The sequence below is a fragment of the Candidatus Dadabacteria bacterium genome (assembly GCA_009837205.1).
Taxonomy (GTDB): domain Bacteria; phylum Desulfobacterota_D; class UBA1144; order Nemesobacterales; family Nemesobacteraceae; genus Nemesobacter.
Genome location: VXTZ01000022.1, coordinates 1 through 21,359 on the forward strand (window position 1 = coordinate 1; position 21,359 = coordinate 21,359).

The 21,359-nt window shown below is 52.9% G+C and carries 24 protein-coding genes and 2 tRNA genes; 8 read left to right on the forward strand and 18 right to left on the reverse strand.

What is annotated here, in order from left to right:
• Positions 1-60 precede the first annotated feature (60 nt).
• From F4Z13_04440 to F4Z13_04475, 8 genes are all read right to left on the reverse strand, one after another.
• Entirely contained in the window at positions 61-2,820 is a 2,760-nt protein-coding gene (locus F4Z13_04440; protein ID MXZ48486.1) for an ATP-binding protein, read from the reverse strand.
• Positions 2,817-4,028: a hypothetical protein gene (locus F4Z13_04445; protein MXZ48487.1), complete on the reverse strand. Its 1,212-nt coding sequence runs from the start codon at positions 4,026-4,028 to the stop codon at positions 2,817-2,819. The genes F4Z13_04440 and F4Z13_04445 overlap by 4 nt, the downstream gene beginning before the upstream one ends.
• Before the next feature lie 379 nt (positions 4,029-4,407).
• Positions 4,408-4,590 (reverse strand): hypothetical protein, encoded by a 183-nt coding sequence (locus F4Z13_04450; protein ID MXZ48488.1) that lies wholly within the window; start codon positions 4,588-4,590, stop codon positions 4,408-4,410.
• A 165-nt stretch (positions 4,591-4,755) separates the two neighbouring features.
• The gene (locus F4Z13_04455) at positions 4,756-5,874 is read right to left on the reverse strand and encodes an MBL fold metallo-hydrolase (protein MXZ48489.1); all 1,119 of its coding nucleotides are present in this window, start codon (positions 5,872-5,874) and stop codon (positions 4,756-4,758) included.
• Positions 5,847-6,452: a hypothetical protein gene (locus tag F4Z13_04460; protein ID MXZ48490.1), complete on the reverse strand. Its 606-nt coding sequence runs from the start codon at positions 6,450-6,452 to the stop codon at positions 5,847-5,849. Before F4Z13_04460 ends, F4Z13_04455 begins: the two co-directional genes overlap by 28 nt.
• Positions 6,449-7,171: a hypothetical protein gene (locus tag F4Z13_04465; GenBank protein ID MXZ48491.1), complete on the reverse strand. Its 723-nt coding sequence runs from the start codon at positions 7,169-7,171 to the stop codon at positions 6,449-6,451. The genes F4Z13_04460 and F4Z13_04465 overlap by 4 nt, the downstream gene beginning before the upstream one ends.
• Before the next feature lie 323 nt (positions 7,172-7,494).
• Positions 7,495-8,376 (reverse strand): hypothetical protein, encoded by an 882-nt coding sequence (locus F4Z13_04470; protein ID MXZ48492.1) that lies wholly within the window; start codon positions 8,374-8,376, stop codon positions 7,495-7,497.
• A gap of 56 nt (positions 8,377-8,432) precedes the next feature.
• Positions 8,433-9,197, reverse strand: coding sequence for a glucose 1-dehydrogenase (locus tag F4Z13_04475; protein ID MXZ48493.1), 765 nt, complete (start codon positions 9,195-9,197; stop codon positions 8,433-8,435).
• Between the two features lie 189 nt (positions 9,198-9,386).
• Between F4Z13_04475 and F4Z13_04480 the strand changes: the two genes are divergently transcribed.
• The 3 genes from F4Z13_04480 (at position 9,387) to F4Z13_04490 (ending at position 11,115) form a co-directional block, all read left to right on the forward strand.
• On the forward strand, positions 9,387-9,809 hold the full coding sequence (locus tag F4Z13_04480) for a nucleotidyltransferase (GenBank protein ID MXZ48494.1): 423 nt from the start codon (positions 9,387-9,389) through the stop codon (positions 9,807-9,809).
• Entirely contained in the window at positions 9,797-10,114 is a 318-nt protein-coding gene (locus F4Z13_04485; protein MXZ48495.1) for a nucleotidyltransferase domain-containing protein, read from the forward strand. The genes F4Z13_04480 and F4Z13_04485 overlap by 13 nt, the downstream gene beginning before the upstream one ends.
• 95 nt (positions 10,115-10,209) lie before the next feature.
• Positions 10,210-11,115, forward strand: a complete 906-nt coding sequence (locus F4Z13_04490) for a carbon-nitrogen hydrolase family protein (GenBank protein ID MXZ48496.1) — start codon at positions 10,210-10,212, stop codon at positions 11,113-11,115.
• Positions 11,116-11,361: 246 nt separating this feature from the next.
• Here the strand turns inward: F4Z13_04490 and F4Z13_04495 are convergent, their stop codons facing one another.
• From F4Z13_04495 to F4Z13_04505, 3 genes are all read right to left on the reverse strand, one after another.
• Positions 11,362-11,958, reverse strand: coding sequence for a mobile mystery protein B (locus tag F4Z13_04495; GenBank protein ID MXZ48497.1), 597 nt, complete (start codon positions 11,956-11,958; stop codon positions 11,362-11,364).
• A 1-nt stretch (position 11,959) separates the two neighbouring features.
• Positions 11,960-12,409, reverse strand: a complete 450-nt coding sequence (locus F4Z13_04500; protein ID MXZ48498.1) for a mobile mystery protein A — start codon at positions 12,407-12,409, stop codon at positions 11,960-11,962.
• Positions 12,410-12,640: 231 nt separating this feature from the next.
• A tRNA-Gln gene (locus F4Z13_04505) sits at positions 12,641-12,714 on the reverse strand.
• 148 nt (positions 12,715-12,862) lie between these two features.
• Between F4Z13_04505 and queF the strand changes: the two genes are divergently transcribed.
• The 3 genes from queF to F4Z13_04520 are packed head-to-tail and all read left to right on the forward strand — an operon-like array spanning position 12,863 to position 16,092.
• Positions 12,863-13,222 carry an NADPH-dependent 7-cyano-7-deazaguanine reductase QueF gene (gene queF, locus F4Z13_04510; GenBank protein ID MXZ48499.1) on the forward strand — a complete coding sequence of 120 codons (360 nt, stop codon included), beginning with the start codon at positions 12,863-12,865 and terminating at the stop codon, positions 13,220-13,222.
• Positions 13,223-13,243: 21 nt separating this feature from the next.
• On the forward strand, positions 13,244-14,053 hold the full coding sequence (locus tag F4Z13_04515; GenBank protein ID MXZ48500.1) for an ABC transporter permease: 810 nt from the start codon (positions 13,244-13,246) through the stop codon (positions 14,051-14,053).
• Positions 14,053-16,092 (forward strand): transglycosylase SLT domain-containing protein, encoded by a 2,040-nt coding sequence (locus F4Z13_04520; protein ID MXZ48501.1) that lies wholly within the window; start codon positions 14,053-14,055, stop codon positions 16,090-16,092. The genes F4Z13_04515 and F4Z13_04520 overlap by 1 nt, the downstream gene beginning before the upstream one ends.
• Here the strand turns inward: F4Z13_04520 and hisH are convergent.
• The 4 genes from hisH to F4Z13_04540 form a co-directional block, all read right to left on the reverse strand.
• A complete protein-coding gene (hisH, locus tag F4Z13_04525; GenBank protein ID MXZ48502.1) occupies positions 16,023-16,661 on the reverse strand; it encodes an imidazole glycerol phosphate synthase subunit HisH in 639 nt (212 codons plus the stop codon). The two genes, F4Z13_04520 and hisH, sit on opposite strands and share 70 nt — an antisense overlap.
• On the reverse strand, positions 16,661-17,248 hold the full coding sequence (gene hisB / locus F4Z13_04530) for an imidazoleglycerol-phosphate dehydratase HisB (protein MXZ48503.1): 588 nt from the start codon (positions 17,246-17,248) through the stop codon (positions 16,661-16,663). Before hisB ends, hisH begins: the two co-directional genes overlap by 1 nt.
• Positions 17,249-17,368: 120 nt before the next feature.
• A complete protein-coding gene (locus F4Z13_04535; GenBank protein MXZ48504.1) occupies positions 17,369-17,692 on the reverse strand; it encodes a HigA family addiction module antidote protein in 324 nt (107 codons plus the stop codon).
• A 31-nt stretch (positions 17,693-17,723) separates the two neighbouring features.
• Positions 17,724-18,002: a hypothetical protein gene (locus tag F4Z13_04540; protein ID MXZ48505.1), complete on the reverse strand. Its 279-nt coding sequence runs from the start codon at positions 18,000-18,002 to the stop codon at positions 17,724-17,726.
• 112 nt (positions 18,003-18,114) lie between these two features.
• Here F4Z13_04540 and cofC point away from each other — a divergent pair, with 112 nt between their 5' ends.
• Together cofC and F4Z13_04550 are read left to right on the forward strand one after the other, a co-directional pair.
• Positions 18,115-18,819 carry a 2-phospho-L-lactate guanylyltransferase gene (gene cofC / locus F4Z13_04545; protein ID MXZ48506.1) on the forward strand — a complete coding sequence of 235 codons (705 nt, stop codon included), beginning with the start codon at positions 18,115-18,117 and terminating at the stop codon, positions 18,817-18,819.
• Positions 18,820-18,931: 112 nt separating this feature from the next.
• A tRNA-Met gene (locus F4Z13_04550) sits at positions 18,932-19,003 on the forward strand.
• A gap of 8 nt (positions 19,004-19,011) precedes the next feature.
• Here F4Z13_04550 and msrB read toward each other — a convergent pair.
• The 3 genes from msrB to F4Z13_04565 are packed head-to-tail and all read right to left on the reverse strand — an operon-like array spanning position 19,012 to position 21,351.
• The gene (msrB, locus tag F4Z13_04555) at positions 19,012-19,407 is read right to left on the reverse strand and encodes a peptide-methionine (R)-S-oxide reductase MsrB (GenBank protein MXZ48507.1); all 396 of its coding nucleotides are present in this window, start codon (positions 19,405-19,407) and stop codon (positions 19,012-19,014) included.
• A 7-nt stretch (positions 19,408-19,414) separates the two neighbouring features.
• The gene (locus F4Z13_04560; protein ID MXZ48508.1) at positions 19,415-20,269 is read right to left on the reverse strand and encodes a prephenate dehydrogenase/arogenate dehydrogenase family protein; all 855 of its coding nucleotides are present in this window, start codon (positions 20,267-20,269) and stop codon (positions 19,415-19,417) included.
• Positions 20,266-21,351, reverse strand: coding sequence for a histidinol-phosphate transaminase (locus F4Z13_04565; GenBank protein ID MXZ48509.1), 1,086 nt, complete (start codon positions 21,349-21,351; stop codon positions 20,266-20,268). The genes F4Z13_04560 and F4Z13_04565 overlap by 4 nt, the downstream gene beginning before the upstream one ends.
• Positions 21,352-21,359: the final 8 nt, after the last annotated feature.

Here is a 21,359-nt window from a genome sequence, read left to right on the forward strand (position 1 = left end):
TGGTGGCGCACATAAGGCAGAACTTCCGCAAGTGCGAGTGCAGGAAGTAGGGAGAATTTGTCAGATTGATAGCGGCGTTGTTTTCGGCAACATCTTTTTTTTCTCCGAGAACCTTTTCCTTATATCAATTACGGCTTGGGTGATCTCTGCGGGCAGGGATTCGAGTTCCTCTCCCGTTTCCGCCCGCACCGCGTGCCAGAGCGGTTCCATGGTTTCAGTCAGGGCAGGATGGCTTTCCATTATCTGCATGACCTGTTGGCTCCAGCCGGCCGCCGTGAGATTGATTAGGGATTCCGTCAGATCATGCGTGTTCCAGTATCGTTGGCCGACGGCGACGGAAAGCGCTCGGTCAAGTTTTTCAAGAGCTGCCATCCAGTTCCCGCAGCGGGCCAGTACATCGGAGACCGTATGAAACGCGGCAGGTTCCTCCGGCATCAGTTCCGCCGCGCGGCAAGCGTAGCGTTTCGCTTCTTCCAGGCGCGCAACGTCGTCACTCCTGAGAATCGCCTCCGCCCTGACGCGCCAGGCCTCGCCACACTCGGGGTCGAGTTCTGCTGCCTTTTTGCAACCTGATTCCGAGTTGTCATAACATCCCAGCAAGTTGGCAATATTGCTCCTAGTGGCCAGCAGCTTAGCGAATTTCTGACGCGTATCTACCGGATCTTTCATATAAATATATTCTGAAAACCGGCCGTGGGAAGTGATCCAGTCTTCAAACCGCCCCAGTTCCAAATATGCGGTGTCCAGAGCAAACAACGCTAGACTGGCACCGTAACGTAATGTTGCCGAGTCATCGGTACGAACATATTGAGTGAAGCTTTCCAAAATGGAGACAACTTCATCATAACGCTTTTGTGCGACAAGGACGTTTCCTTTCTCGGCGAGCGTCTTGATAAGCGCCAGGCGCAACCATTCCGGATCGTCCGGGCGGACATATTGCGAAGCTTGTCGCCAGGTCGCGAGAGCTTCTTCGTGATGATCCTTTTCCGAGAAAAATTCGCCAAGAAGCCGAAGCCATTCAGTGGCTGCATAGCGTAGAGGGTGCGGGTCGTCCTGATTTACAAGCTCCGGAATTTTCCCTATAACGTTTGAGGCATCGCCAGAATTTTCCAGAGTGAAAAGAATTCCGGCCTCTGCAATCAGAGCTCCAAGTGCGTAAATCCGCAACTGTGCGGCATCATCGGGACTGACAGCCTCGGTTACATGCCTGAACGCATCGAGGGCATCCTCAAAATGCTTTCTTCCTCCTAAGGCGAAACCAAGAAGAAACCGAGCAAAAAGATTCTCCGGTTCTTGCCTGATTGTCTCTCTGCACTCGGTTTCCGCCTCCACGAAGCGCTCAGACTGGAGTAGCTCGATGCCGCGACAGACCTTATCCGAAAAACAATCCAAATCTAACTGGTACTGCCGGGAGATATCCCGCACTATTTCGCCAAATGCTGACACGTTCGCGCCGTTCGTGCCGATAGAATTGATTATCAGGTTAAAGGCATTGTTCAGCCAGTCTTCGCGTTCCGTGAAACCACTGTCGTTCGCCGCATAGGGGATCAGGGCTCCAAGCAGTTCAGGCGCCTCTTCATCCTTAGAGACCCCGCTGCTTAACTTCTCAAGAGTCGCCAGATACATCGACCGCATCGGAACCGGGCCGAACAGATCGTTGAGGAAGTCTACCAGCAGCTTCAGGCGTCGATATCCCCGCCGCGAGAAACGCAGCAGGAAGTAGATGTTGTAGAACCGGTCGGCAACCTCGTACCGGATACGCTTTTCCCTCTCTGGCCGCGCTTCCCTGGCGTATCCCTTGTCCACCAGCTGCTTGAGCTGGGCGCTTGTGTGAGATGAGGAAAGCCTGGCCGCGGCGGATACTTCCTTCGCGAGCATGGGACTCCATCCCTCCGCAAGGCAATGAAACACCTTTCGGGACTGTGTCGGCAGCTCCTCAATGCGGGACTTGAAGTACGGAGTCTGTTCGTCGATTAGCTGTTCCAAGTCCTTGAACGCGGAACCGAGCGGCGACTCAACCAGAATTCCGTAGGTCAGCACCAGCAGCCGCGGGTTTCCTCCGGTCAGGCGGCGCATGGTCTCGATTCGCCCGCGTTCGCGGCTCAGTGTCTCGGTGACCTCAGTTTTGCCTTCACGTTCCGCGAGGGCTCGGAAGATCTGAAGATACTCTTCGCACCCAAGACCTTCTAGAAGAAAAACCCGGAAAAACTCGTAAAACGGTTCGCCGCGGTGCCGTATGGCCTCGAAGACGGCGTTTGCGGAACCGATCAGCAGTATCTCCGGATGTTCGATCAACGAAGCCCGCAAAGCGTGGACTTCGCGCTCATCACCCAGTTGTGAGAAAACGATGTCAAGATTTTCGACAAACAGAATCAGCCTCTTTCCGCTTCCTCGGGAGAAATCAATAAGAACCGAGAGCGCGTACGCGGCAAGGCGCTGCGGATCCTTCTCGTCGGCCGAAAGCGCTTCTGCCTTGTCCTCCCATCGGGAATCCCGAGTGGCGCGGGTCAGGTGATGCAGGGCCGTAAGCCAGAAATCCGCCAGGTCGGTCACCTGATAGCTTTCCTCGTGAAACGCCACGGGCTGCCATGCTTCTGCAAGATCGGGCGTTTCGCGTACCGCTTGGAGAAACCGCAGACCGAGGGTGGTTTTGCCCATCCCCCGCGAACCGACAAGCAGCATGTGCTGGCACGGTCGGTCGGTTTTCTGCTCGTCCAGGAGGCGAAGCATCTCAGTGAGGGTCTCCTGACGGGCGACGAAGGAAGCCTTGAGTTCTTCCGGGGAGAGTTGGGCCGGGTTGTAGATACGTCTTTGCTTCATGGCTCCATCCCCCCTGACCGGTTTTTCCGCCACCACTCCCTAAGCAGGTTCGATCTGAAACACACATGGGAGCCGTCCCGCCGCACGTACCCGTCCGATTCCAGATTGCGAAGCGCCGAGAGAAGCTCGCTTTCGCCCTGCCGGGTCAGTTTCTCAATATCCGAGATGCGCGCACCGTCTCTCCGCCGACAGGCGTGATTGAGTATGTCGTGCGCCGCTTCCTGCTCGTCTGCGTCAAGCATGATTTCCAAGCGGGCTGCGTAATGGTCAAGATGAGGCGTGCCGCCAGGTCCCGTAAGCCTTTCCGTGAAGCATCGCTCTATTGCACTTTCGGAAACGCGCGAGGGGTCCCCATTGCAGGATTGGCGAAGGGTCGAAAAAAACAGTTGCAGGTGATAGGGAACCGGATCCGAGAGGAGGTCGAGAATTTGTGAGACGCTACGTTCGTCCATGCGGAAGCCATAACTGTCTCCAAGCTCCTCCAGAAACTTAACTGCGACATCCCGGTCCCATGAATCCAGCTGGAAAGGGGCCAGATCGTTTATTAATCCCGAAAGAGCAAAGCGTCTGAGAACGCCTTCAAGCCCGATGGACCCGCCGATCAGTGTGCACACCTTCCCGCGCATCTGCGGAGACTGGCGCCAGCGCCGGAACCCGGACAGCAGCAACTCGACATCATGTTTTCCTTCGAGGGTTTTCAGCATGCGCGAGACGAGTATCGGAAACTCGTCGAGGATGATCAGGAGGCTGCGACCGGGATCCGGCAGACTCTCAAGACGTTCAAGAAGCTGATCCGCTGTACGTTTCCAGTCCCGGCCGATCGCCCTTTTGAGTTCAATGCGGACTTTTTCGATGCTGACGGAAACTTCGGAAAAGGAAAATGTGCTCTTGAGCGTGTCTACTACGGTCTTTGCGAACGGAATTTTTTCGATGCCTCGGCGGTACTCCGGGTTCACCGCCAGAGCGGCGACAATTGCCGCCAAGCAATCCGCCGAATCTTCGGCACCTTCAACATCCACATAAAAGACATCCCAGTTTTCCCGAGGTTCGCGACGAAGTTCCAACATGAGGCTGGTCTTCCCGACCCGTCGCGGGGCAAGCATCAGAACATGCTCTCCCTGCTCCAGTTTTTCCCATAGCAGTTCCAGTTCGGATTCTCGTCCGTAGAGGTCTTCGCCGATTACCGCCTGTCCTGTAATGTTTTGCATCCGCTCGACTCCCGTTCAGATCAGGATGGAAAACAGAATACATGACAAGGGGTTTTTTGGCAATAAATTTTTTGGCAAAAAGTTTATTGCTATAGGGGAATCCACAGAAGATGCTATCGTCGCACTTCCACGAAATCCAAGGCAATCATTCAGGTCCAGAAAACCCGACAGACGCACAGTCAGTTTTTCAGCACAGCGGAAAACGGCGAAACACTATACACCCAAAGCGTAGTCACCATCACTCATCGCCTTTCGCCCCAGGACATGTCCGCCACGCACTTTCCTAGCTTCGCTCGCTCATCAGAAGCTCCTTCTCCCGCAGCCTCCCAGCCACTTTTTTTTCTTCTCGCGCGCCCTTTTCCTTATTATATATAAGAGCTCAGACTCCCCTTTCCTCAAGGCCCGGGGGAAGTTCTCCGTAATAGGGAGAGTCCTCCTCGTACATCTCAAGGACTTTATCCTTCGGCATGTCGCACATATCTTCCGTGAAACCGAACATCCTGCATATGTGGCGAAGCTCCTCCTCCCTCCCCGGAAGCGGGTCCATGTTATGACGGAACAAGCATTTTTCCTGATTAGGTTGTTTCTAGTTTTATTCACAGCATCGTGCACAGTTGCTAAAGCTGGCAAGAGGGGTGAAACGGACATGAAAGATTTTCTTTGAAGTAAAAGTCATGGGTTGGTGCGTCAGATAAGATTTTTAGACAAAATTAATCTGTCGGACTTATTATCGTCTACTCCAAACACCCTTGAGATGAGTGGCGTTACCGAACAATTCAACTGACCAATCAGGTTCTGAGTTTTTAAGGCAGCGACGCAATCGCACATGACCCTGTTTTGGGTAGGCTTTGCGAATTCCCCATCCATATCGACGAATTGTTTTTTCGACCGAATTATTGCGTTTGGTTGAAGCAGTTGAAGTTAATCGTGCGGAAGAATAGGCCTTAGTTGTTCTTTCCCGTATACGTTTAACATCTTCCTTGCTCGGGAGAGGCTTACGACCTCGACTGAATGGTGTGAGTATGGCAAATGGAGTCGGTATGAGCAAGTTTTCCCAAATATCAGCAAATTCTCCAGTTTTCGAACCGTGATGTGCAACCTTGTACACGGAAGATTTTGTATTTTTTATGGATTGAGAGTCGTTGGCAATAGCTGACCACCCTCCTCCAGGCATCTCCTCAAGATCCGCACCCAGCAATATTGCGTCGTCACCCAAATCAATTAAAAGAGCCACTGAAATATCATTTGGTCGCATGTCTCCCATTCTTGTTCTGGTCGTGCCTAATTCCGGTATTTTCTCAGCCAAGCGTGACAAAAAACTTGCAATGCGTTCATTTGACGGCGAAAGTGCAAATACCTTCACATTCTTCTCGGTTTTTCGAATCAGAGTGTCTGTCAGCAAAAATTTTGGTTTCTTTCCTCGTTGCTCTAAAATCTCCAGAATTTTTATAATTTCTTGCGTTGATCTCGCGCTAGGGGCGGGATCAGTTTCTGCGTAAACCGCGGCAAACCCGAGGAACTCCTCTCCACGAAGAGCCATTGCGCAGCAGAAATCTGCGAACTCGCAACAATCAACCACTTCGGATAGGCCACCGATGTGATCATCATGCCAATGGGTAGCTATAACATGGGAAACTTGTTTAGCGAAATCAACCCCTATTTTGTTCAAGTAGGCGACAGCCGAACTCTGGGATTGACTGTTCTCCTCTAGGCAAGAATCAACGATAATCCATTCACCGTCGCCGATGTGAACAACAATTGACTCTCCGTAGCCGGGACCGATCAATGAAACTTCTATGACATCGGAAGGAGGAGCTTTCAATCTTTTGAATTGAGGAAGCGGGATAGACGCTTCGCTCGTTTTTCAGCACGGTGAAGAGTGGAAGATGTCCAACCTGGTAAACGGCGGAACACAATACGTCCAAAGCGTTGTTGTCGCCCATTGGGACGTATTGAGCGACCCACTGTCAAATAGAACACAGCACCTATTTTGAGCAATTCCTGATCATCGTCTGAAATGTCCTCAATCGGAAGTTCCGCCATCTCGCTTGGGTAGTTTTCCTCGTTTGTCAGGTCGCGTAATCGGGCAGTGAAATTTTCATCTCCCACTGTTTCGACGATACCTTCCCAATCCTGAAGTATCCTGTCTTGAGGTACTTCCGGTGGCGATTTTGGATTTTTAATCTCTGGAAAAGCAAAAGGAGCATATACATTTAACTCCGTATTCTTGTCGATTTTCTGCGGCAAAAGTCCTACCCTGTTTGAGTGCTTGTTGAATGTTGCCAGAAAAGTTTCCTCGACAGCGTCTCTGAAAACATGAATTTCGGTAGGGAACTCACCTATAACATTATCACGTCGAGACATATTATTTGAGTTAAAACCTGGTATATCTGTCCGTATAAAAGCCGCTGTGGCTATAGTCATGTTCGGTATTCCTCCGTCAGCGCCATAATTTGATCCACTATTATTGCTGCCCGCTTCATTGAAATCTCCCAATTGGCTTCTAAAGCTTCAACAGCCAATGATGCATTCTGAACTGATTTTTCATTATCCATCAATTGAAATTGATTACTCACTCCAACGAAAATACCCGTATTACCTTCAATTTTAATAGATGGCTCAACTTGGGCCTGCACGGAACTATCATACTCACCTACCTGCTGCAAATTTTTCTGGAGCATTGTAATCGAAAGCATGCCTCCTCGTTCGTATATGGGTGCGTCGTAAGATTTTTGTATTTCCTTTCCCCACTCACCCCAAGCATCTTTCGGCGCTAATCGACTGCCTACACGATCCCTGACTTCAAAGTCGCCAGTATCAAAATGAATATTTCGGTTGATACCCATAGCTACCACCGGTGTGTGGGGCAGATACTTCCCGAAACATGAAATTACAAGATCTTTAATATGCTCGGGGTGGTCACCAACACCGGTTACTAAAAAATGGTCAAGTCTAACCTTAAGCTCAAATGTATCAACCCCGAAAGCACATTCTTCTTTATTTTGTAACAACATTACCGTTTTCTCGGCTTCTTTTTCTCCTATCATCCCGTGCCGAGCAAACCATGCTGGTTGAAAAATTCTCGGATTGAAAGAACCAAGCAATACAATGCTTGCGTTATCAAATTCTGGCTTGATACGCATAATTCGTATACCTTAGCTGTTTGTAAGTCAACATACCTCGCCCGACAACCACTATAACACCAAATAGGTTTTTTGGACAATCAGAACTTTCCATTCCATTTCTAATTTCATCAACTAATATTGATCTCAACGCTACGCTCTTTCAAACATAGAGTGTTTATCCAAACGCTTCCAGTGCTGTTCTGCTTACGAGCAACTCTGCGAGAGTATCTCAAGTCCACAGAACCGAGGATGAAATCAGAAACCGCTCTATGGCTCCACAAAAACTTACCGTTGAACAATTTTTCCTGAAAGCAGCCGAAAACCGAAATTTTTTCCTTTTTTCAGACTCCCCTTTCCTCAAGACCCGGGGGAAGCTCCCCGTAATAGGGAGAGTCCTCCTCGTACATCTCAAGAACCTTATCCTTCGGCATGTCGCACATATCTTCCGTGAAACCGAACATCCTGCATATGTGGCGAAGCTCCTCCTCCCTCCCCGGAAGCGGGTCCATTGGTTGTATGAGTTTTTCCTCCTCAAGCTCCTTCCGCACGTCCTGGTCCTCGGCAAGCGGAGTTCCGTACTCGTTTGAGTGATAAAGCCTGTCGAACCTCTTCCTCGGCCTCTGGCCGGGATCCTCAGCCGCGTATCCCACTGTCATGAGCCAGATGGGAACTATGTTCTCGGGAGTCCCGAGAACCTTCGGGAACTCGGCCGGCTTTCTCCCCGTGGCGATAAGGCAGCACCCGAGGCCCAGGTCAGTGGCCGCGAGCATGGCGTTCGCTATGGCCTGGCCCGCCTCGACCCTCAGAAGATCCTCCGCCCTGTCCTTGGGAAAGCTCATGAGCCTCGGATAGGTGTTCTCGGTAAGTATCTTGTAGGTCCAGCCGTGAGCGGCGGTTATGGCCCTCGCGGGAAACAGCACCTGGAAGGTCTGTATGAGCTCCTTGTACCAGGCGTCCAGGTTTATCAGCCACGCAACGATAATCGGGGCCTGGCGCAGGTGGATCTCGTTAAACGCGGATCCGCATTCAACTATCTTCTCGAATTTCTCCGGGGGATAGGTCCTTTTGTCTATGACTATCGCCTCGGTCGAGTTGCAGTTGCCCTGGCAGGAGCAGTACCGCGCCGCCTGGAGCATCTTCTGTATCTTCCAGTCCTCAACCTCTTTCCAGGGCTTGTAGAACCTAAAGCTTCTCCTGGTGCCCATTGCTTCAAAAACTTCCATTGTAAATCCCTCCTTTGTCTCTGGTTTGTTCTCTAAAAGTTTCTCCCCCGCCGCACCTAAAGCGTGGTCCAGCCCCCGTCTATAACAAGATCGGAACCCGTAACGTACCGGGCCTCGTCCGAAGCCAGGTAGAGCACCGAGTGGGCCACTTCCTCCGCTTCTGCCCTTCTCACAAGGGGAATCATGTCGGCCGCTATCGCGTCGAGCTGCTCCTCCGCGTCCGGGGGGTTCCCCATGAACTCGGGGTCCATCTTGGTCTTTATGTAGCCGGGACAGACGGAATTTGTCCTTATGTTGTCCTTCGCGTGATCAAGGGCCATGCTTCTCGTTATCTGCCTCACGGCTCCCTTCGAAGCGTTGTACGCCACGCAGCCCTCCATCCCCACGATGCCTAGCACGCTTGAGTTGTTGATTATGGAGCCCCCGCCGTGCTTTGCCATGAGCGGAACCACGTACTTGCTTACGAGAAAGACCCCCTTCACGTTTATGTCGATCGTGCGGTCCCAGACCTCGTTAGAGGTAGTCACCACAGTGCCGCCCTCAAGTATCCCGGCGTTGTTAAACAGTATGTCGACCCTTCCGAAATCTCCGTAGAAGGCCTCTACCACCCTCTTTACGTCCTCTTCTATGGAAACGTCACCCGGATAGGCCCTTATCTCCCCGGGTCCCGGGTTCTCAGAAACCACCTCGTCAAGCCTCTCCGCGGTTCTCGACATTATGCCCACGTTGGCGCCTTCTGCTGAGAACAAAAGCGCCGTAGCTTTTCCTATTCCCTCTCCCCCGCCCGTTATGAGCGCTGTTTTTCCATCAAGTCTTGCCATTTTTACCCCCTCGCTTCGGGTCAGAAACCCTGCTTTTTTTTAACTTCCGTTATATAATAACCCATTATGAGCAACGGGAAATCCTTTATGATAGGTGGAGTCCGGCTTCAGGTTCTTTCCGAAATCCTCCACCGCAGTCACGAGGAGCTTCGCCGGGAAGACAGGACTTGGCAATGAAGGATCGTTTTCATGATTGAATACGACAAATTTCAAAATTCCCTGAAACGCCTTGAGGAACAGTACGGAAATTACCGTGCCATAGAGAACTCTGACCTGGATTCGATAATGCGGGAAGCTGTGGCCGAGTCGGTCATACACAGGTTTGAGGTCTGTTACGACTGCCTATGGAAGGTGCTGAGACGCCACCTCGCAGAGGAGCTCGGCGTTCCAGATGCCCCAAACAGCCCGAAACCTGTTTTCAGACTGGCCTTTGAAAACAACCTTCTCCCCTCACCGATCGAAAAATGGCTTGATTACGCAAACAGCCGCATCAATACAAGCCATGACTATGATGAGGGAAAGGCCAGAAGATGCCTTGGAATCATAAGCGGCTTTATTGACGATGCCACAGGTCTTTACGAAACAATGAGCGGAGAAACATGGAAACAGTAGAAGCTATTGATATCTCTTCTGAGCAGCGCGGCGTTCTTCTTGCGCTGCTTAAAAAGCATCTTCCGAATACCCGCGTCTGGGTATACGGTTCCCGCGCGAGGTTTGCCGCGAAAAAGAGTTCGGATCTCGACATGGTGGTATTTGCCGGAAGCGGACAGAGAAGACAGGTCGGCGATCTTCGGGAAGCTCTTGAACAGAGCGATCTTCCGTTTCGGGTGGACCTGTTCGTGTGGGATGACATGCCGGAGAGATTCCGGGAGAAAATTGAAGGTGACCACGTAACCCTTGTTTCCCCTGACCACTAAACGCAGGCGGGAGGGTCATGCTCTGGTTCCAAAGAGAGACGCAAACTCAAAATGAATCTGCATTTTCCCTGAGTTCCGTTGTATAATAACCCATTATGAGCAACGGAAAATCCTTCACGGCGGCTGCGGTGCAGGCAGCTCCCGTTTTTCTCGACAGAAAGGGCACGGTCGACAAGGTCCTCAGGCTTATAAAGGAAGCAGCGGGAAACGGGGCTGAACTCGTGGTTTTCCCCGAGGCCTTCATACCCACCTATCCCTACTGGCCGAAGGATCTCGGGTTCGGGGCCGAGAAAAAGCTCACCATGGACGCCCACGTCGAGCTACACAGAAACTCGGTCGAGGTTCCCGGGGAGGACACCAAAAGAATCGGCAATGCGGCGAAGCGGGCCAAGACCTGCGTCGTAATAGGGGTTAACGAAAAAGAGGGAGGAACCCTCTACAACACCATACTCTACTTCGGCAAGGACGGCTCCCTTCTCGGAAGGCACAGAAAGCTGATGTCGATTGACAGCGAGAAATGCGTATGGGCGAACGGAACCGCCGAGGACGTGAGGGTGTTTGACACCGAAATCGGGAAAATAGGGGGACTTTTCTGCTACGAGCACCACATGACCCTTGAGAAGTACGCGATGTTCACCAAGGGGGAGCAGGTGCACGTGGGTCTCTGGGGAGGACACTCGTTCGTTAAGGACACGATGGATTTCGCGAGCCGACAGTACGCGTTTGAGGGACAGGTGTTCGTCATAATCTCAGCCGGCTTCATAGAAGAGGATATGATTCCCGACTCCTTTCCCCTGAAGGAGCATACGATCTGGGATTACCCCGGGGGAAGCGGCATAATAAACCCCAGGGGACAGTACATAATCGGCCCCGTATACGGAAAGGAAGAGATTCTCTACGCGGAGATCGAGCTTGACCAGATAATAAGGGCAAAGACCGTAATAGACTCCGTGGGGCATTTCTCAAGGCCGGACATATTCCGATTCGAGATAATGGAGTGATGTTGCTTCGGGCAATCCGCCTTTATTTATTCAGTGATGTCCCATTCCCTGCCGACAGGCAAGGTCAAGTCCACACCCGGTGAGTATAGTTACAGTACCCTTTAACGAACCGGAAATACGTGAGAAAAAACTGGATTCAGCCTCATCTTTAGGCTCGACCCGAGCGGGTTGTTTTTCTCCGTTCTCAGGTGACAGCTTGTGTCCAGACATTTCGGTAACTCCTTTACATGGTTAGTTTCTAATGAATTACGACTTAGCAAACGAAATCAGGGAATCATAGATACCAGAGTCAGCCTCACGCAGTGCCGCAATATAGCGTTCGCGGACATCTTCAGACGCAGTGAGGTCGGCACCACCGCCCCATGTGAGTTTTTCACCACCATATTTGGCAACTATTACATCGGCAAGCAAGCGCGCGTGTCGGCCGTTGCCGTTCGGAAAAAGGTGAATTTTCACTAACCGGTGATGAAAAATAACGGCCAGTTCAGTAACACCGTAGGTATTGTGTTCCAGCCAATAAGCGGCATCGTCCAGCAACTTGCGAAATTCGGTCTGGATGAGGGAATAGTTGACGCCGATGTTTTTGTCGGATTTTCGGTACTGACCTGCCCATTTCCAGACACGACCGAACATGCGCTTATGAAGGTTCAGGATAAATTTCTCCGAAAAAATATTCTGTTTCGATGCCAAAACAGATTTCCGCATTACCCATCTCCGGGCTTCAAGAATATTTTCCCGCTCGAAACGGTCCAGATCTTCACGCATTAATATGGTGGGAACGAGATGTTCCTTCTCTTCCTCGCTAAGCGGGGTCTGGCCCTCTGTATAACGATACTGAACCATTTCAGTCCCACAGACTGATGGCAGGGTTGCGCACCAACTCATCAGCGATTTGGGCGGTTTTCTCCTGCCTGTCGCCTACATCCTGCGCTTCAAGCATCATGCTGTGGTCCACAGGATCAACGATATCACGAGCCTTTCTGAGCGCCTGCTTGCGCACGATGTTCCGCAAGGAGCCATCATTTGGAACAAAAACATAAACGAGCCTGCAATCCAATGCTTCAGCCGCCTTGCGAAGCGACCTAAGTGTAATCGCATCATTGATCTCGTTTTTCTCCAAACGAGCGGCGGATTGCTGTGTGATGCCTATACGTTCCGCCATCTGACGAACGCTCATGCCAAGCGAGGTGCGGACAGCACGAATCCAACCGCCAGAGGGACGGTCGCAAACATTCACTCTGGAAAGGTGGTCATCCAGCGTCTGCAATTGCATATACTTAAATTTGTTTGTCATATCACAGCCTATATTCTGTAAGTAAAACCAATGTTAACAGGATAAAAGCTGTAAGTCAAGGATAAAATTACAGAATATAATCTGTGACTAGATTTAGGCTTGATTTTCCAAAGCCCTTTGACAATAACGCTGAAAAGAATATAGAAGTGGCCAAATTTCTATATTTGCAGATATGTTCTGCTTGCTAAATCCCATTTTTTACAGAAACCAAAATTGTCAAAGACGAAAAGCTGGCTGGGGCACTAGGATTCGAACCTAGACTAGCGGATCCAGAGTCCGCTGTACTGCCGTTATACGATGCCCCAGAATGCGGAGAAAAGATTATTGACTCTAAACTCCGCGGTGTCAAACCAAAGCAAACTCCCGCGGCCGGGGTTGATTACCGGCTGACATCTGATAAATTAAGCGGATACGGAGGTGGCGCCCGCAAAGGCCGCGCGGCGTTTCTGGCCAATGGACGAACCGAGCCCGGAAATCCTCGAGACTTTCGAGAACAAAAACCCGGAGAGGGATTACGAAATCGAGATATCGTGTCCCGAGTTCACCTGCGTTTGCCCGAAAACGGGACAGCCGGACTTTGCGACCATCACAATAAAGTACGTACCCGACAGGCTCTGCGTGGAACTTAAGTCCCTTAAGCTCTACATGTTCTCCTACAGAAACACGGGCGAGTTCCACGAGCACGTGACGAACAGGATCCTTAACGATTTCGTCTCCGCGTGCGATCCGAGGTCGGTCGAGGTGACGGGCGACTTCAACGTCCGCGGCGGAATAAAGACGGTAGTACGGGCCTCACACAGAAAAGACGCCTGAGCGTCCCGGGCCCAAAACAGCATGTACGTAAAAACCCAGATAATAATCACGGGAACGATAATATTCCTTATAATTCTGGTCGCGATTTTCGCGCCCGCCCTCTCCCCCTACGAGTACGACCAGACGAATTTCGCAAACGCGCTTCGCGCCCCCGACTCCGTGCACCTAATGGGAACGGACCAGGAGGGCCGCGATCTCCTGAGCAGGGTAATCCACGGTTCGAGGATATCGATCGCGGTCGCCGTGGGGACCGCCGCGATGGCCCTTGTCATCGGAACGGTCCTCGGAGCGGTCTCGGGATACGCCGGGGGGAAAACGGACGAGCTTATAATGCGCACGGTCGACGTGTTCTACGCCGTCCCGGATCTCCTTCTGATCGTTCTTCTGACGCTCGTTATCGGAACGGGGGTTACGGGCATCGTAATATCTCTCGGGGTGATGTCGTGGATGAGGGTCGCCAGGATAGTGAGGGGAAGCGTGCTTCAGATAAAGTCGTTTGAGTACGTTGAGTCCGCAAGGGCGCTCGGGGCCTCGCCGCGTATCATTCTCGCAAGGCACATACTTCCTAACACGCTAAGTCCCCTCATAGTCACCGTCACGTTTTCGGTCCCTTACGCAATCCTCACGGAATCCACGCTCAGCTTTCTCGGCCTCGGGATATCTCCGCCTGAGGCGAGCTGGGGCACGCTTGCGAGCACCGGGTGGCAGGGAATAAGGACTTTCCCCCACCTTATAGTGTTTCCAAGCATCGCGATTTTCATAACGGCGCTTTCCTTTAATCTCTTCGGGGAAGGCATAAGAGACCTTCTGGCCACGGAGAACTCAAGGTGATGGATCCGAAAAAAGCAGCTCTCAGCGTCTTTCTCCTTGCCCTGCTTCTTCTCGCCGCCGCGGCCGAGGGCGCGCGCGCCAACCACGCCGACTGCGGAAAAGTCCTGCAATCCACCGAGAAAACCCTCGAGGCGCGGTTTCTCAAGGTTCACTGCCACGCCCGTGAGCGGCAGCACGCCGAGGTGCACGGGGCTCTCGCCGAGATAAAGGATAAGCTCATCTTTATAGAGGATTATCTGCTTTACTACGAAGCGGAGGCGGCTTTAGGCCTCGGGCAGAAGGAGAGGGCCGAGGTGCTTTTCCTGAAGATACTGAAACACCATCCGGACTCGGCGATCGGCCATGACGCCCGTGAGCGGCTTGCTGAAATCCACCTCGAGAACGATCGCCACGCGGAGGCGGAAAAAACATACTCGCATCTTGCCGAGCGGACCGACAGCAGGTGGAAAAAAGCCGTTTACCTGAAAAACCTCGGCGAAATAAAGGAGAGACAGGGAGACTTCCCCGCGGCCTCCGAGATATTCGAGAGGATATGGGCAGAGCACCCGGAGGTAAGCTTCTCGGATTACGCATTCGAGCTTCACAAGAAAAACGGAAAAGTCTTTGCCCCTTCGCCGCAGCAGTTTGAAAAAAGAGGGGACGTCATGTTCGAGGCCGGCAACTGGGAGGGGGCGCTTGAGGCCTTCTCCGCAGCGCCGCGAACAAACGCGGTAAGAACGAAAACCGGCATCTGCCTCTACAGGCTTTCCAGGTTTCCGGAAGCCCTGAAGGTATTCTCGGGGATTGATTCCCCGAAGGCCTTTTACTGGAGGGGCGTGACTCTCATGAGCATGGAGAAAGAAGAGGAGGCCATAGGCGTTTTCGAGAGACTCCACAGGCTAAACCCCAAAAGCTCCTGGACGTCCAAGTCGCTGCTTAAGGCCGCGAGGCTCCGCCACCTGCGCAAAGAGCCTGAAGAGGCCCACCGCCTCTACCGCCTCGTTATCGAGAAATACCCCGGAAGGGAAGAGGCCCGGGAAAGCGCGTGGAATATCGGGTGGATGCACTATAGTAAAAAGGAGTACGCAAAGGCCGCCGAGGCTTTCTCCGACCGCGCCTGGGCGAGGGGGAGGGACCGGGAGCGCTTTCTTTACTGGTACGCGAGGGCATCCGAGCGGGCGGGAGACAAGCCCGGGGCTCTATTCGCGCTTGGAGAACTCGCCAAATCCCCGAAAATCACCTACTACTCGGCTCTCGCGAAGATGAGGCTCGGGGAAAACCTGCTTCACACCCCGCCTCCCGCCGCTGCCTGGTCGGGAAACCCTTTCGGGAAAAATCCCGCGCTCGAGAAATTTCTTTTCTTCGTCAAGGCCGGGGTATACGATCTTGCCCTTAGGGAAGCCGAGCTTCTGAGGCCCCATGCGAAAACGCGCGTGCAGCGCCTCTACCTCGCCTCGCTTTACCTGCAGGCGCGGGATTACAAAACCTCAATAACCCTGGCAAACGGCGTCAGGTCCCCCGAGGCGCTCCGCCTCTCCTTCCCGAAGGGCTTTGAGGAGCGGGTGAAGGCTTTTTCGCGCAAATACACGCTTGATGAGTTCCTGGTCTACTCCGTCATAAGAGAGGAAAGCCATTTTGACAAGGAGGCGGTTTCGGTTTCCGACGCCAGGGGGCTCATGCAGCTGCTTCCCTCGACGGCTCTTGAGACAGCACCCAAGGCGGGTCTTAGCAATTTCCAGGCTTCCCAGCTTTTCTCTCCCGACATAAACCTTGAACTGGGATGCTATTACCTGAGCTGGCTGCTTGAGATCTTCGAGGGCAACTTCGCCATAAGCCTCGCCGGCTATAACGGCGGCCCCACAAGCGCCAAGACGTGGTATGAGAAAAACGGGGCACTCGACATTGACGAGTTCATAGAGGAAATCCCCTTTGAGCAGTCAAGGAACTACGTAAAGAAAATCATAAGGAGCTACGCCGCTTACGAGGCGGTCTACGGAAGGGAGAAAGATCGGTTCTCAAGGCAGAGCTTCGAGAAGTTCCTCAAGATCATGAGCCCGTAGTCGGAGCTTTTTTCAGGGTGAAACTGGAAGGCGGAAAGGTTTCCCGATATGACCCCCGCCTCGAACTCGCCCCCGTAATCGGAAAGCAGAACATCCGCGCCGGGCTCATCCGAAACCACGTGGTAGGAGTGAACGAAGTAAAACCAGCTTTGCTGCGGTATCCCCTCGAGTATGCGAGTCTGCTCGGGCGCGCTCACCCTGTTCCAGCCCATATGGGGCACCTTCAGTTTCTTTTCCTCGACACGGAACCGAACGACCTTCCCTTTAAGAATCCCAAGGCCCTCTTCTCCGGGAGCCTCTTCGCTTGATTCGAACAGGACCTGAAAGCCGAGGCATATGCCCAGAAAAGGCCGCCCGCTTTCGATAAAATCCTTTATTGGCCCGGACATGGAGCGCTCGCGAAGGTTCCTTACGCAGTCGCCGAAAGCCCCGACCCCGGGAACCACGAGGCCGCTTGAGTCCTCTATGTCGCCCGGGTCCTCGGTAACGCGGACCTCTATCCCTTGGGAGGTAAAGCTCTTCTCGACGCTTCTCAGGTTCCCCATCCCGTAATCCACTATGGAAATCACTAGAGCGTCCCCTTGGTCGAGGGAATATCATCGCGACGCCCGTCAAGCGCCGAGGCTACATCCATGGATCTTCCCAGGGCCTTGAACATGGCCTCTATTATGTGGTGCAGGTTCGTTCCGTGGCGAAACTCGATGTGCAGGTTGCAGCGAAGCGAGTTCGTGAGGGACTTGAAGAACTCCTCTGCAAGCTCCGAGTCAAAATCCCCGACCTTGCCCCCGGGAATTTCTCCCTTGAAAACAAAACAGGGCCTGTCGCTAAGATCGACTGCCACAACAACAAGCGCGTCGTCAAAAGGGATTACGGCGTGCCCGTACCTAGTGATTCCCCTCTTGTCGCCCAGGGCTTCTGAGAAAGCTTCCCCGAGCGCTATCCCGACATCCTCCACGGTGTGGTGGAAATCAACGTCGATGTCCCCTTCGGCCTTGACCGTGAGGTCGAAGTAGCCGTGCTTTGCGAGCTGGCTCAGCATGTGGTCGAAAAACGGCACCCCCGTCGAGATATCGAATTTCCCGGTTCCGTCGAGATCAAGCTCGACGCTGGCGCTGACTTCGGATGTTTCTCTTTTTAAAACGGCTTTGCGGGTCATTGTTAGACTGGGCTCCTTTCTTCGCGGCGTAGCGGCTAGTTTCCGCTAATCATTCTATATACAGGGGTCTTTTATTGTCAATAAAGCCCAAGATAGCGTGTGCGAACCGGATTCTCTGTTTTACCCCGACTGCGGAGTCGTCCTCGCTTTTGATCCACGCTCTACAGAAACGCGCTTTACCTTGATCTTCTCTTCTAACTCCTGCGAGTGGGCAAGATCAAATGCCAACTGCATGCCAAGCCAAGTTCTCGGAGTCGAACCAAATGCCTTCGACAATCTATAGGCCATTTCAACGGAAACGGATGCTTTTGCATTGACAAGATTGGAAAGCGTCTGGCGTGCAACCCCAAGCACTTTTGCGCACTCGGTAACCGATAGATTCAAGGGTTCCATACAATCCTCGCGTACGATAACGCCCGGATGTACAGGATCTTTCATTGCCATAATTTTTCTCCTTTAATCACATATGGACCATTCAATGATAATCCAAATAATTGACATCCACAGCATCGCCATCTTTGAACCGGAACGTGACCCGCCAGTTGCCCGAAACTGAAACAGCATAATAACCTTTTAACGAACCTTTGAGTCGGTGCAACTGGAAGCCGGGCAGATTCATATCTTCTGGTCCACTGCTTTGATCCAACACAGTCAGTATACGCTTAAGTTTTGCAATGTGCTCAGGCGCGATTTTCGCCGGACGTTCACCTCTATATAAAGCCTTTAGACCACGATGACGAAACGATTTAATCACTCAAGCAGTGTAATGTGTCAAGTGACAAATGTCAATGCCCGAAGCACCACTTCAGAACCCCTGGGCTTTTCTGTTTTTCAAGCGATGGTTTTATTGATACAATAGTGCGTGGTTGGAGACCCGCCACAGCGAGGTAGCAGTTTTGAAATTCATATTGGTTCCCGTAAAAGATCTTTCAAGGGCAAACGAAAGGCTTGCATCGGTGCTCAGCAACAAGCAGAGAACCGAACTTGCCTACGTGATGCTGGAAGACGTGTTCTCCGCGGTCGGCGAATCGAAGCTCGCCGACAACAAGGTCGTCGTTACTCTCGACAGGAAAGCGGAGAAAATGGCCCTTGAGGAAGGGTTTGACGTAATAAGGGAGGAGAGCCAGCTCGGGGAGAGCTCTTCGGTTGATCTTGCGATCCAGGTCTGCAGAAAAATGGGCGCAAAGTCCGTGCTCGTAATCCCGGGCGACGCCCCTTTAATAACCGGTGAGGACCTCGATTCCGTCCTTGAGAAAGAGAAGAAAGGCAAATCCGTGATCCTCGTTCCCTCAGAAGATGAGCTCGGCACAAACGCAATACTGAGAAAGCCTCCCGACAGCATACCCTCGATGTTCGGAAACGACAGTTTCAGGAAACACAGGGAGGAGGCCGAGCGTAGATACGTGCCCTGCGACATCTACAGAAACTTCAATATCAGCATCGACATTGACGAGCCCGGGGACATAGAGACCTTCTCCCACCACGGCTCCCACACCAAGACCTACAGGAAACTTCTGGAACTGGGACTAATAAAGGAAGAAGCGGGAAAAAACGGGGCGACGGCCAGCTGATTTAGGCAGAACCGAGGCTACGTCAATTTCCCCTGAACCCTCGTGTCCGTGCGTTGAATCCTCATGGGGTTCCGGTATAATTTCCTGCTTTTCGAATTACCTTTTTTTAGGGGGCGGCGTAGCTCAGGGGTAGAGCGGGGCTCTCATAAGGCCTGTGTCGGTGGTTCGAACCCACCCGTCGCCACTTCCCTGCTACTCTTCTTCAAAATCCAAAGAGGCAGAATTTATGCAGTATCTAAGCCCGGTAGGCTTGGGGCCGTCGGGGAAAACATGTCCCAGGTGTGCGTCGCACTTTGAGCAGAGAACCTCCGTTCTCGTCATCCCGTGGGAATGATCGGTCTTCTCCTCTATGTTCTCCTGCGAGACGGGCTCCCAGAAGCTCGGCCATCCCGTGCCGGAATCGAACTTCTCTGAGAAACGGAAAAGCTTCTGCCCGCAGCAGACGCACACATACATCCCCTTTTCGTGATGGTCGTGGTACTTTCCGGTAAAGGCCCTCTCGGTGCCCTTCTTCCTCGTAACAAGAAACTCCTCGGGGGAGAGTTCCTCCTGCCACTGCTCGTCCGTCTTCTTTATCTTCTCAGACATTGTCTGCTCACTCCCCGAGATTCCTCTTTGAATCCCGGGCCTCCCTCAAAAGAACTGTCAGATTTTCTACATTACCGGAGGCGACGGCTTTTTCAATTTCCCCGAGCTTTCCCGCGAAGCCGCGGATGGCGCCAAGCAGCGCCTCGCGGTTCTCGATGAAAATACCGGCCCACATCTCAGGGGAACTGCCGGCGATCCTGGTGAAGTCGGCAAGGCCCCCGCCTGAAAAATCAAAAAGGTTTCTGTCTCCTCCCCCAGAAGCCACCGCGCTCACAAGCGAGTAGGCGACCACATGGGGAAGATGGCTTACAAGCGAAAAGATCTCGTCATGGGATTCGGGATTCATCTCGACCACCTCGCTTCCAACTAGCGAAAAAAGCGTTTTCACCATGGAGAGAGCTTCGGGGTTTGTGCTTTCCGTGGGAGTGACAACGCATCTTTTCCCTGAGAAAAGACCGGAGTCAGACTCCATTACGCCGGATGTTTCCCTCCCCGCGATGGGATGGGCTCCGACAAAACGGATATTTTGGGGGCCTTTTTCCATTTCCCTTACCAAAGAAGCCTTTACGCTTCCCACATCGCAAACCACCGTGCCGGGGGAAACGAATCCGGAAACTTCCCTGGCCACCTGCGCTATGACATCGACGTAGGTCGCGACGACAACTATTTCTGACCCCGACATGCCGGGGCCGATTTCAGAAGCGCCCGTGTCCGTGATCCCGTTTTCAAGGGCGAAGCGGAGTGACTCAGTGTCCCGCTCGATCCCGAAGACTTCCCCGACTTCCCCCGATTCGCGAAGGGCCGCCGCGAGGGAACCTCCTATAAGGCCGAGACCTACCACCGCCACTTTTTCAAAAGTCATCTTCTGAGAATTCTCCCAAGCGATTCAATGAATTTTTCGTTTTCGCTGTCGAGGCCGAAACTTACCCTCAGGTGCGTTTTAAGTCCGTAGCCGCCCACCGGCCTCGTTATCACCCCGTCGCGAAGAAGCGCCTCGTAAACCGGCATCGGATCCCTCTCGAGATCCACGAGAAGGAAATTCGTATGAGACTCAGTGTACCTGACCCCAAGTTCGCCCAGCTTCTCGCGCAGATACTCCTTTGCCGTGCGGTTAAGCTTCCTTGAGCGGGCGACGTGTCTATCGTCGTCAAGCGCTGCGCAGGCCGCCGCCTGCGCGGCCGAGTTCACGTTAAACGGCTCCCTTACCCGGTCCATGTAGGAAACCGCCTCTTTTGACGCAACCCCGTAGCCGACCCTGAGCCCCGCAAGACCGTAAATCTTGGAGAAGGTCCTCACCGTCACGAGCGATTCGCGTACCGAGTGGTAGCGAAGCGTGTCCGGATACTCGGGGTCGTCCACGTACTCGAAATAGGCTTCGTCCACGAGTATCAGCACGTTCTCGGGAACCCGCTCGAGGAACCACTCGAACTCATCCCTTCTCACTATCGTCCCGGTGGGGTTGTTCGGATTCGCGATGTAGATGATCTTCGTTTTCTCGGTCACCAGGGAAAGCATGTCCTCGAGGTCGTGCGTGAGATCCGGCATCCGGGAGACGACGTGAGAGCACCCGAGCGACTGGGTGACGATCGGGTAGACGATAAACGCGTGGCGTCCGTAGATGGCCTCGTCCCCGGGCTCGAGAAAGGTCCTTGCGACGATCTCTATCACCTCGTTCGAGCCGTTGCCGATTACTATCGTATCCTCGGGAACCCCGAGCTTCTCGGAAAGTTTCCGGCGGAGCTCAAAGCAGCCCCCGTCGGGATAAAGGTTTACCTTCGAGACATGTTCTGAAAGCGCTTTTTTCGCAAGCGGGGAGGGGCCGAGGGGGTTTTCGTTCGAAGCCATCTTGGCCGCGCCCCGGATTCCGAGTTCCCGCTCGAGCTCCTCGATCGGCTTTCCCGGAATATAGGGAATAAGGTTCTTTACGCTTGCTCTTGGTTCCATGGGGGGTT

Coding starts and splice junctions, on each gene's coding strand:
- F4Z13_04440 (MXZ48486.1), bottom strand. CDS start 2,820: ATGAAGCAAAGACGTATCTACAACCCGGCCCAACTCTCCCCGGAAGAA.
- F4Z13_04445 (MXZ48487.1), bottom strand. CDS start 4,028: ATGCAAAACATTACAGGACAGGCGGTAATCGGCGAAGACCTCTACGGA.
- F4Z13_04460 (MXZ48490.1), bottom strand. CDS start 6,452: ATGACTATAGCCACAGCGGCTTTTATACGGACAGATATACCAGGTTTT.
- F4Z13_04465 (MXZ48491.1), bottom strand. CDS start 7,171: ATGCGTATCAAGCCAGAATTTGATAACGCAAGCATTGTATTGCTTGGT.
- F4Z13_04470 (MXZ48492.1), bottom strand. CDS start 8,376: ATGGAAGTTTTTGAAGCAATGGGCACCAGGAGAAGCTTTAGGTTCTAC.
- F4Z13_04475 (MXZ48493.1), bottom strand. CDS start 9,197: ATGGCAAGACTTGATGGAAAAACAGCGCTCATAACGGGCGGGGGAGAG.
- F4Z13_04480 (MXZ48494.1), top strand. CDS start 9,387: ATGATTGAATACGACAAATTTCAAAATTCCCTGAAACGCCTTGAGGAA.
- F4Z13_04485 (MXZ48495.1), top strand. CDS start 9,797: ATGGAAACAGTAGAAGCTATTGATATCTCTTCTGAGCAGCGCGGCGTT.
- F4Z13_04490 (MXZ48496.1), top strand. CDS start 10,210: ATGAGCAACGGAAAATCCTTCACGGCGGCTGCGGTGCAGGCAGCTCCC.
- F4Z13_04495 (MXZ48497.1), bottom strand. CDS start 11,958: ATGGTTCAGTATCGTTATACAGAGGGCCAGACCCCGCTTAGCGAGGAA.
- F4Z13_04500 (MXZ48498.1), bottom strand. CDS start 12,409: ATGACAAACAAATTTAAGTATATGCAATTGCAGACGCTGGATGACCAC.
- queF (MXZ48499.1), top strand. CDS start 12,863: ATGGACGAACCGAGCCCGGAAATCCTCGAGACTTTCGAGAACAAAAAC.
- F4Z13_04515 (MXZ48500.1), top strand. CDS start 13,244: ATGTACGTAAAAACCCAGATAATAATCACGGGAACGATAATATTCCTT.
- F4Z13_04520 (MXZ48501.1), top strand. CDS start 14,053: ATGGATCCGAAAAAAGCAGCTCTCAGCGTCTTTCTCCTTGCCCTGCTT.
- hisB (MXZ48503.1), bottom strand. CDS start 17,248: ATGACCCGCAAAGCCGTTTTAAAAAGAGAAACATCCGAAGTCAGCGCC.
- F4Z13_04535 (MXZ48504.1), bottom strand. CDS start 17,692: ATGGCAATGAAAGATCCTGTACATCCGGGCGTTATCGTACGCGAGGAT.
- msrB (MXZ48507.1), bottom strand. CDS start 19,407: ATGTCTGAGAAGATAAAGAAGACGGACGAGCAGTGGCAGGAGGAACTC.
- F4Z13_04560 (MXZ48508.1), bottom strand. CDS start 20,269: ATGACTTTTGAAAAAGTGGCGGTGGTAGGTCTCGGCCTTATAGGAGGT.
- F4Z13_04565 (MXZ48509.1), bottom strand. CDS start 21,351: ATGGAACCAAGAGCAAGCGTAAAGAACCTTATTCCCTATATTCCGGGA.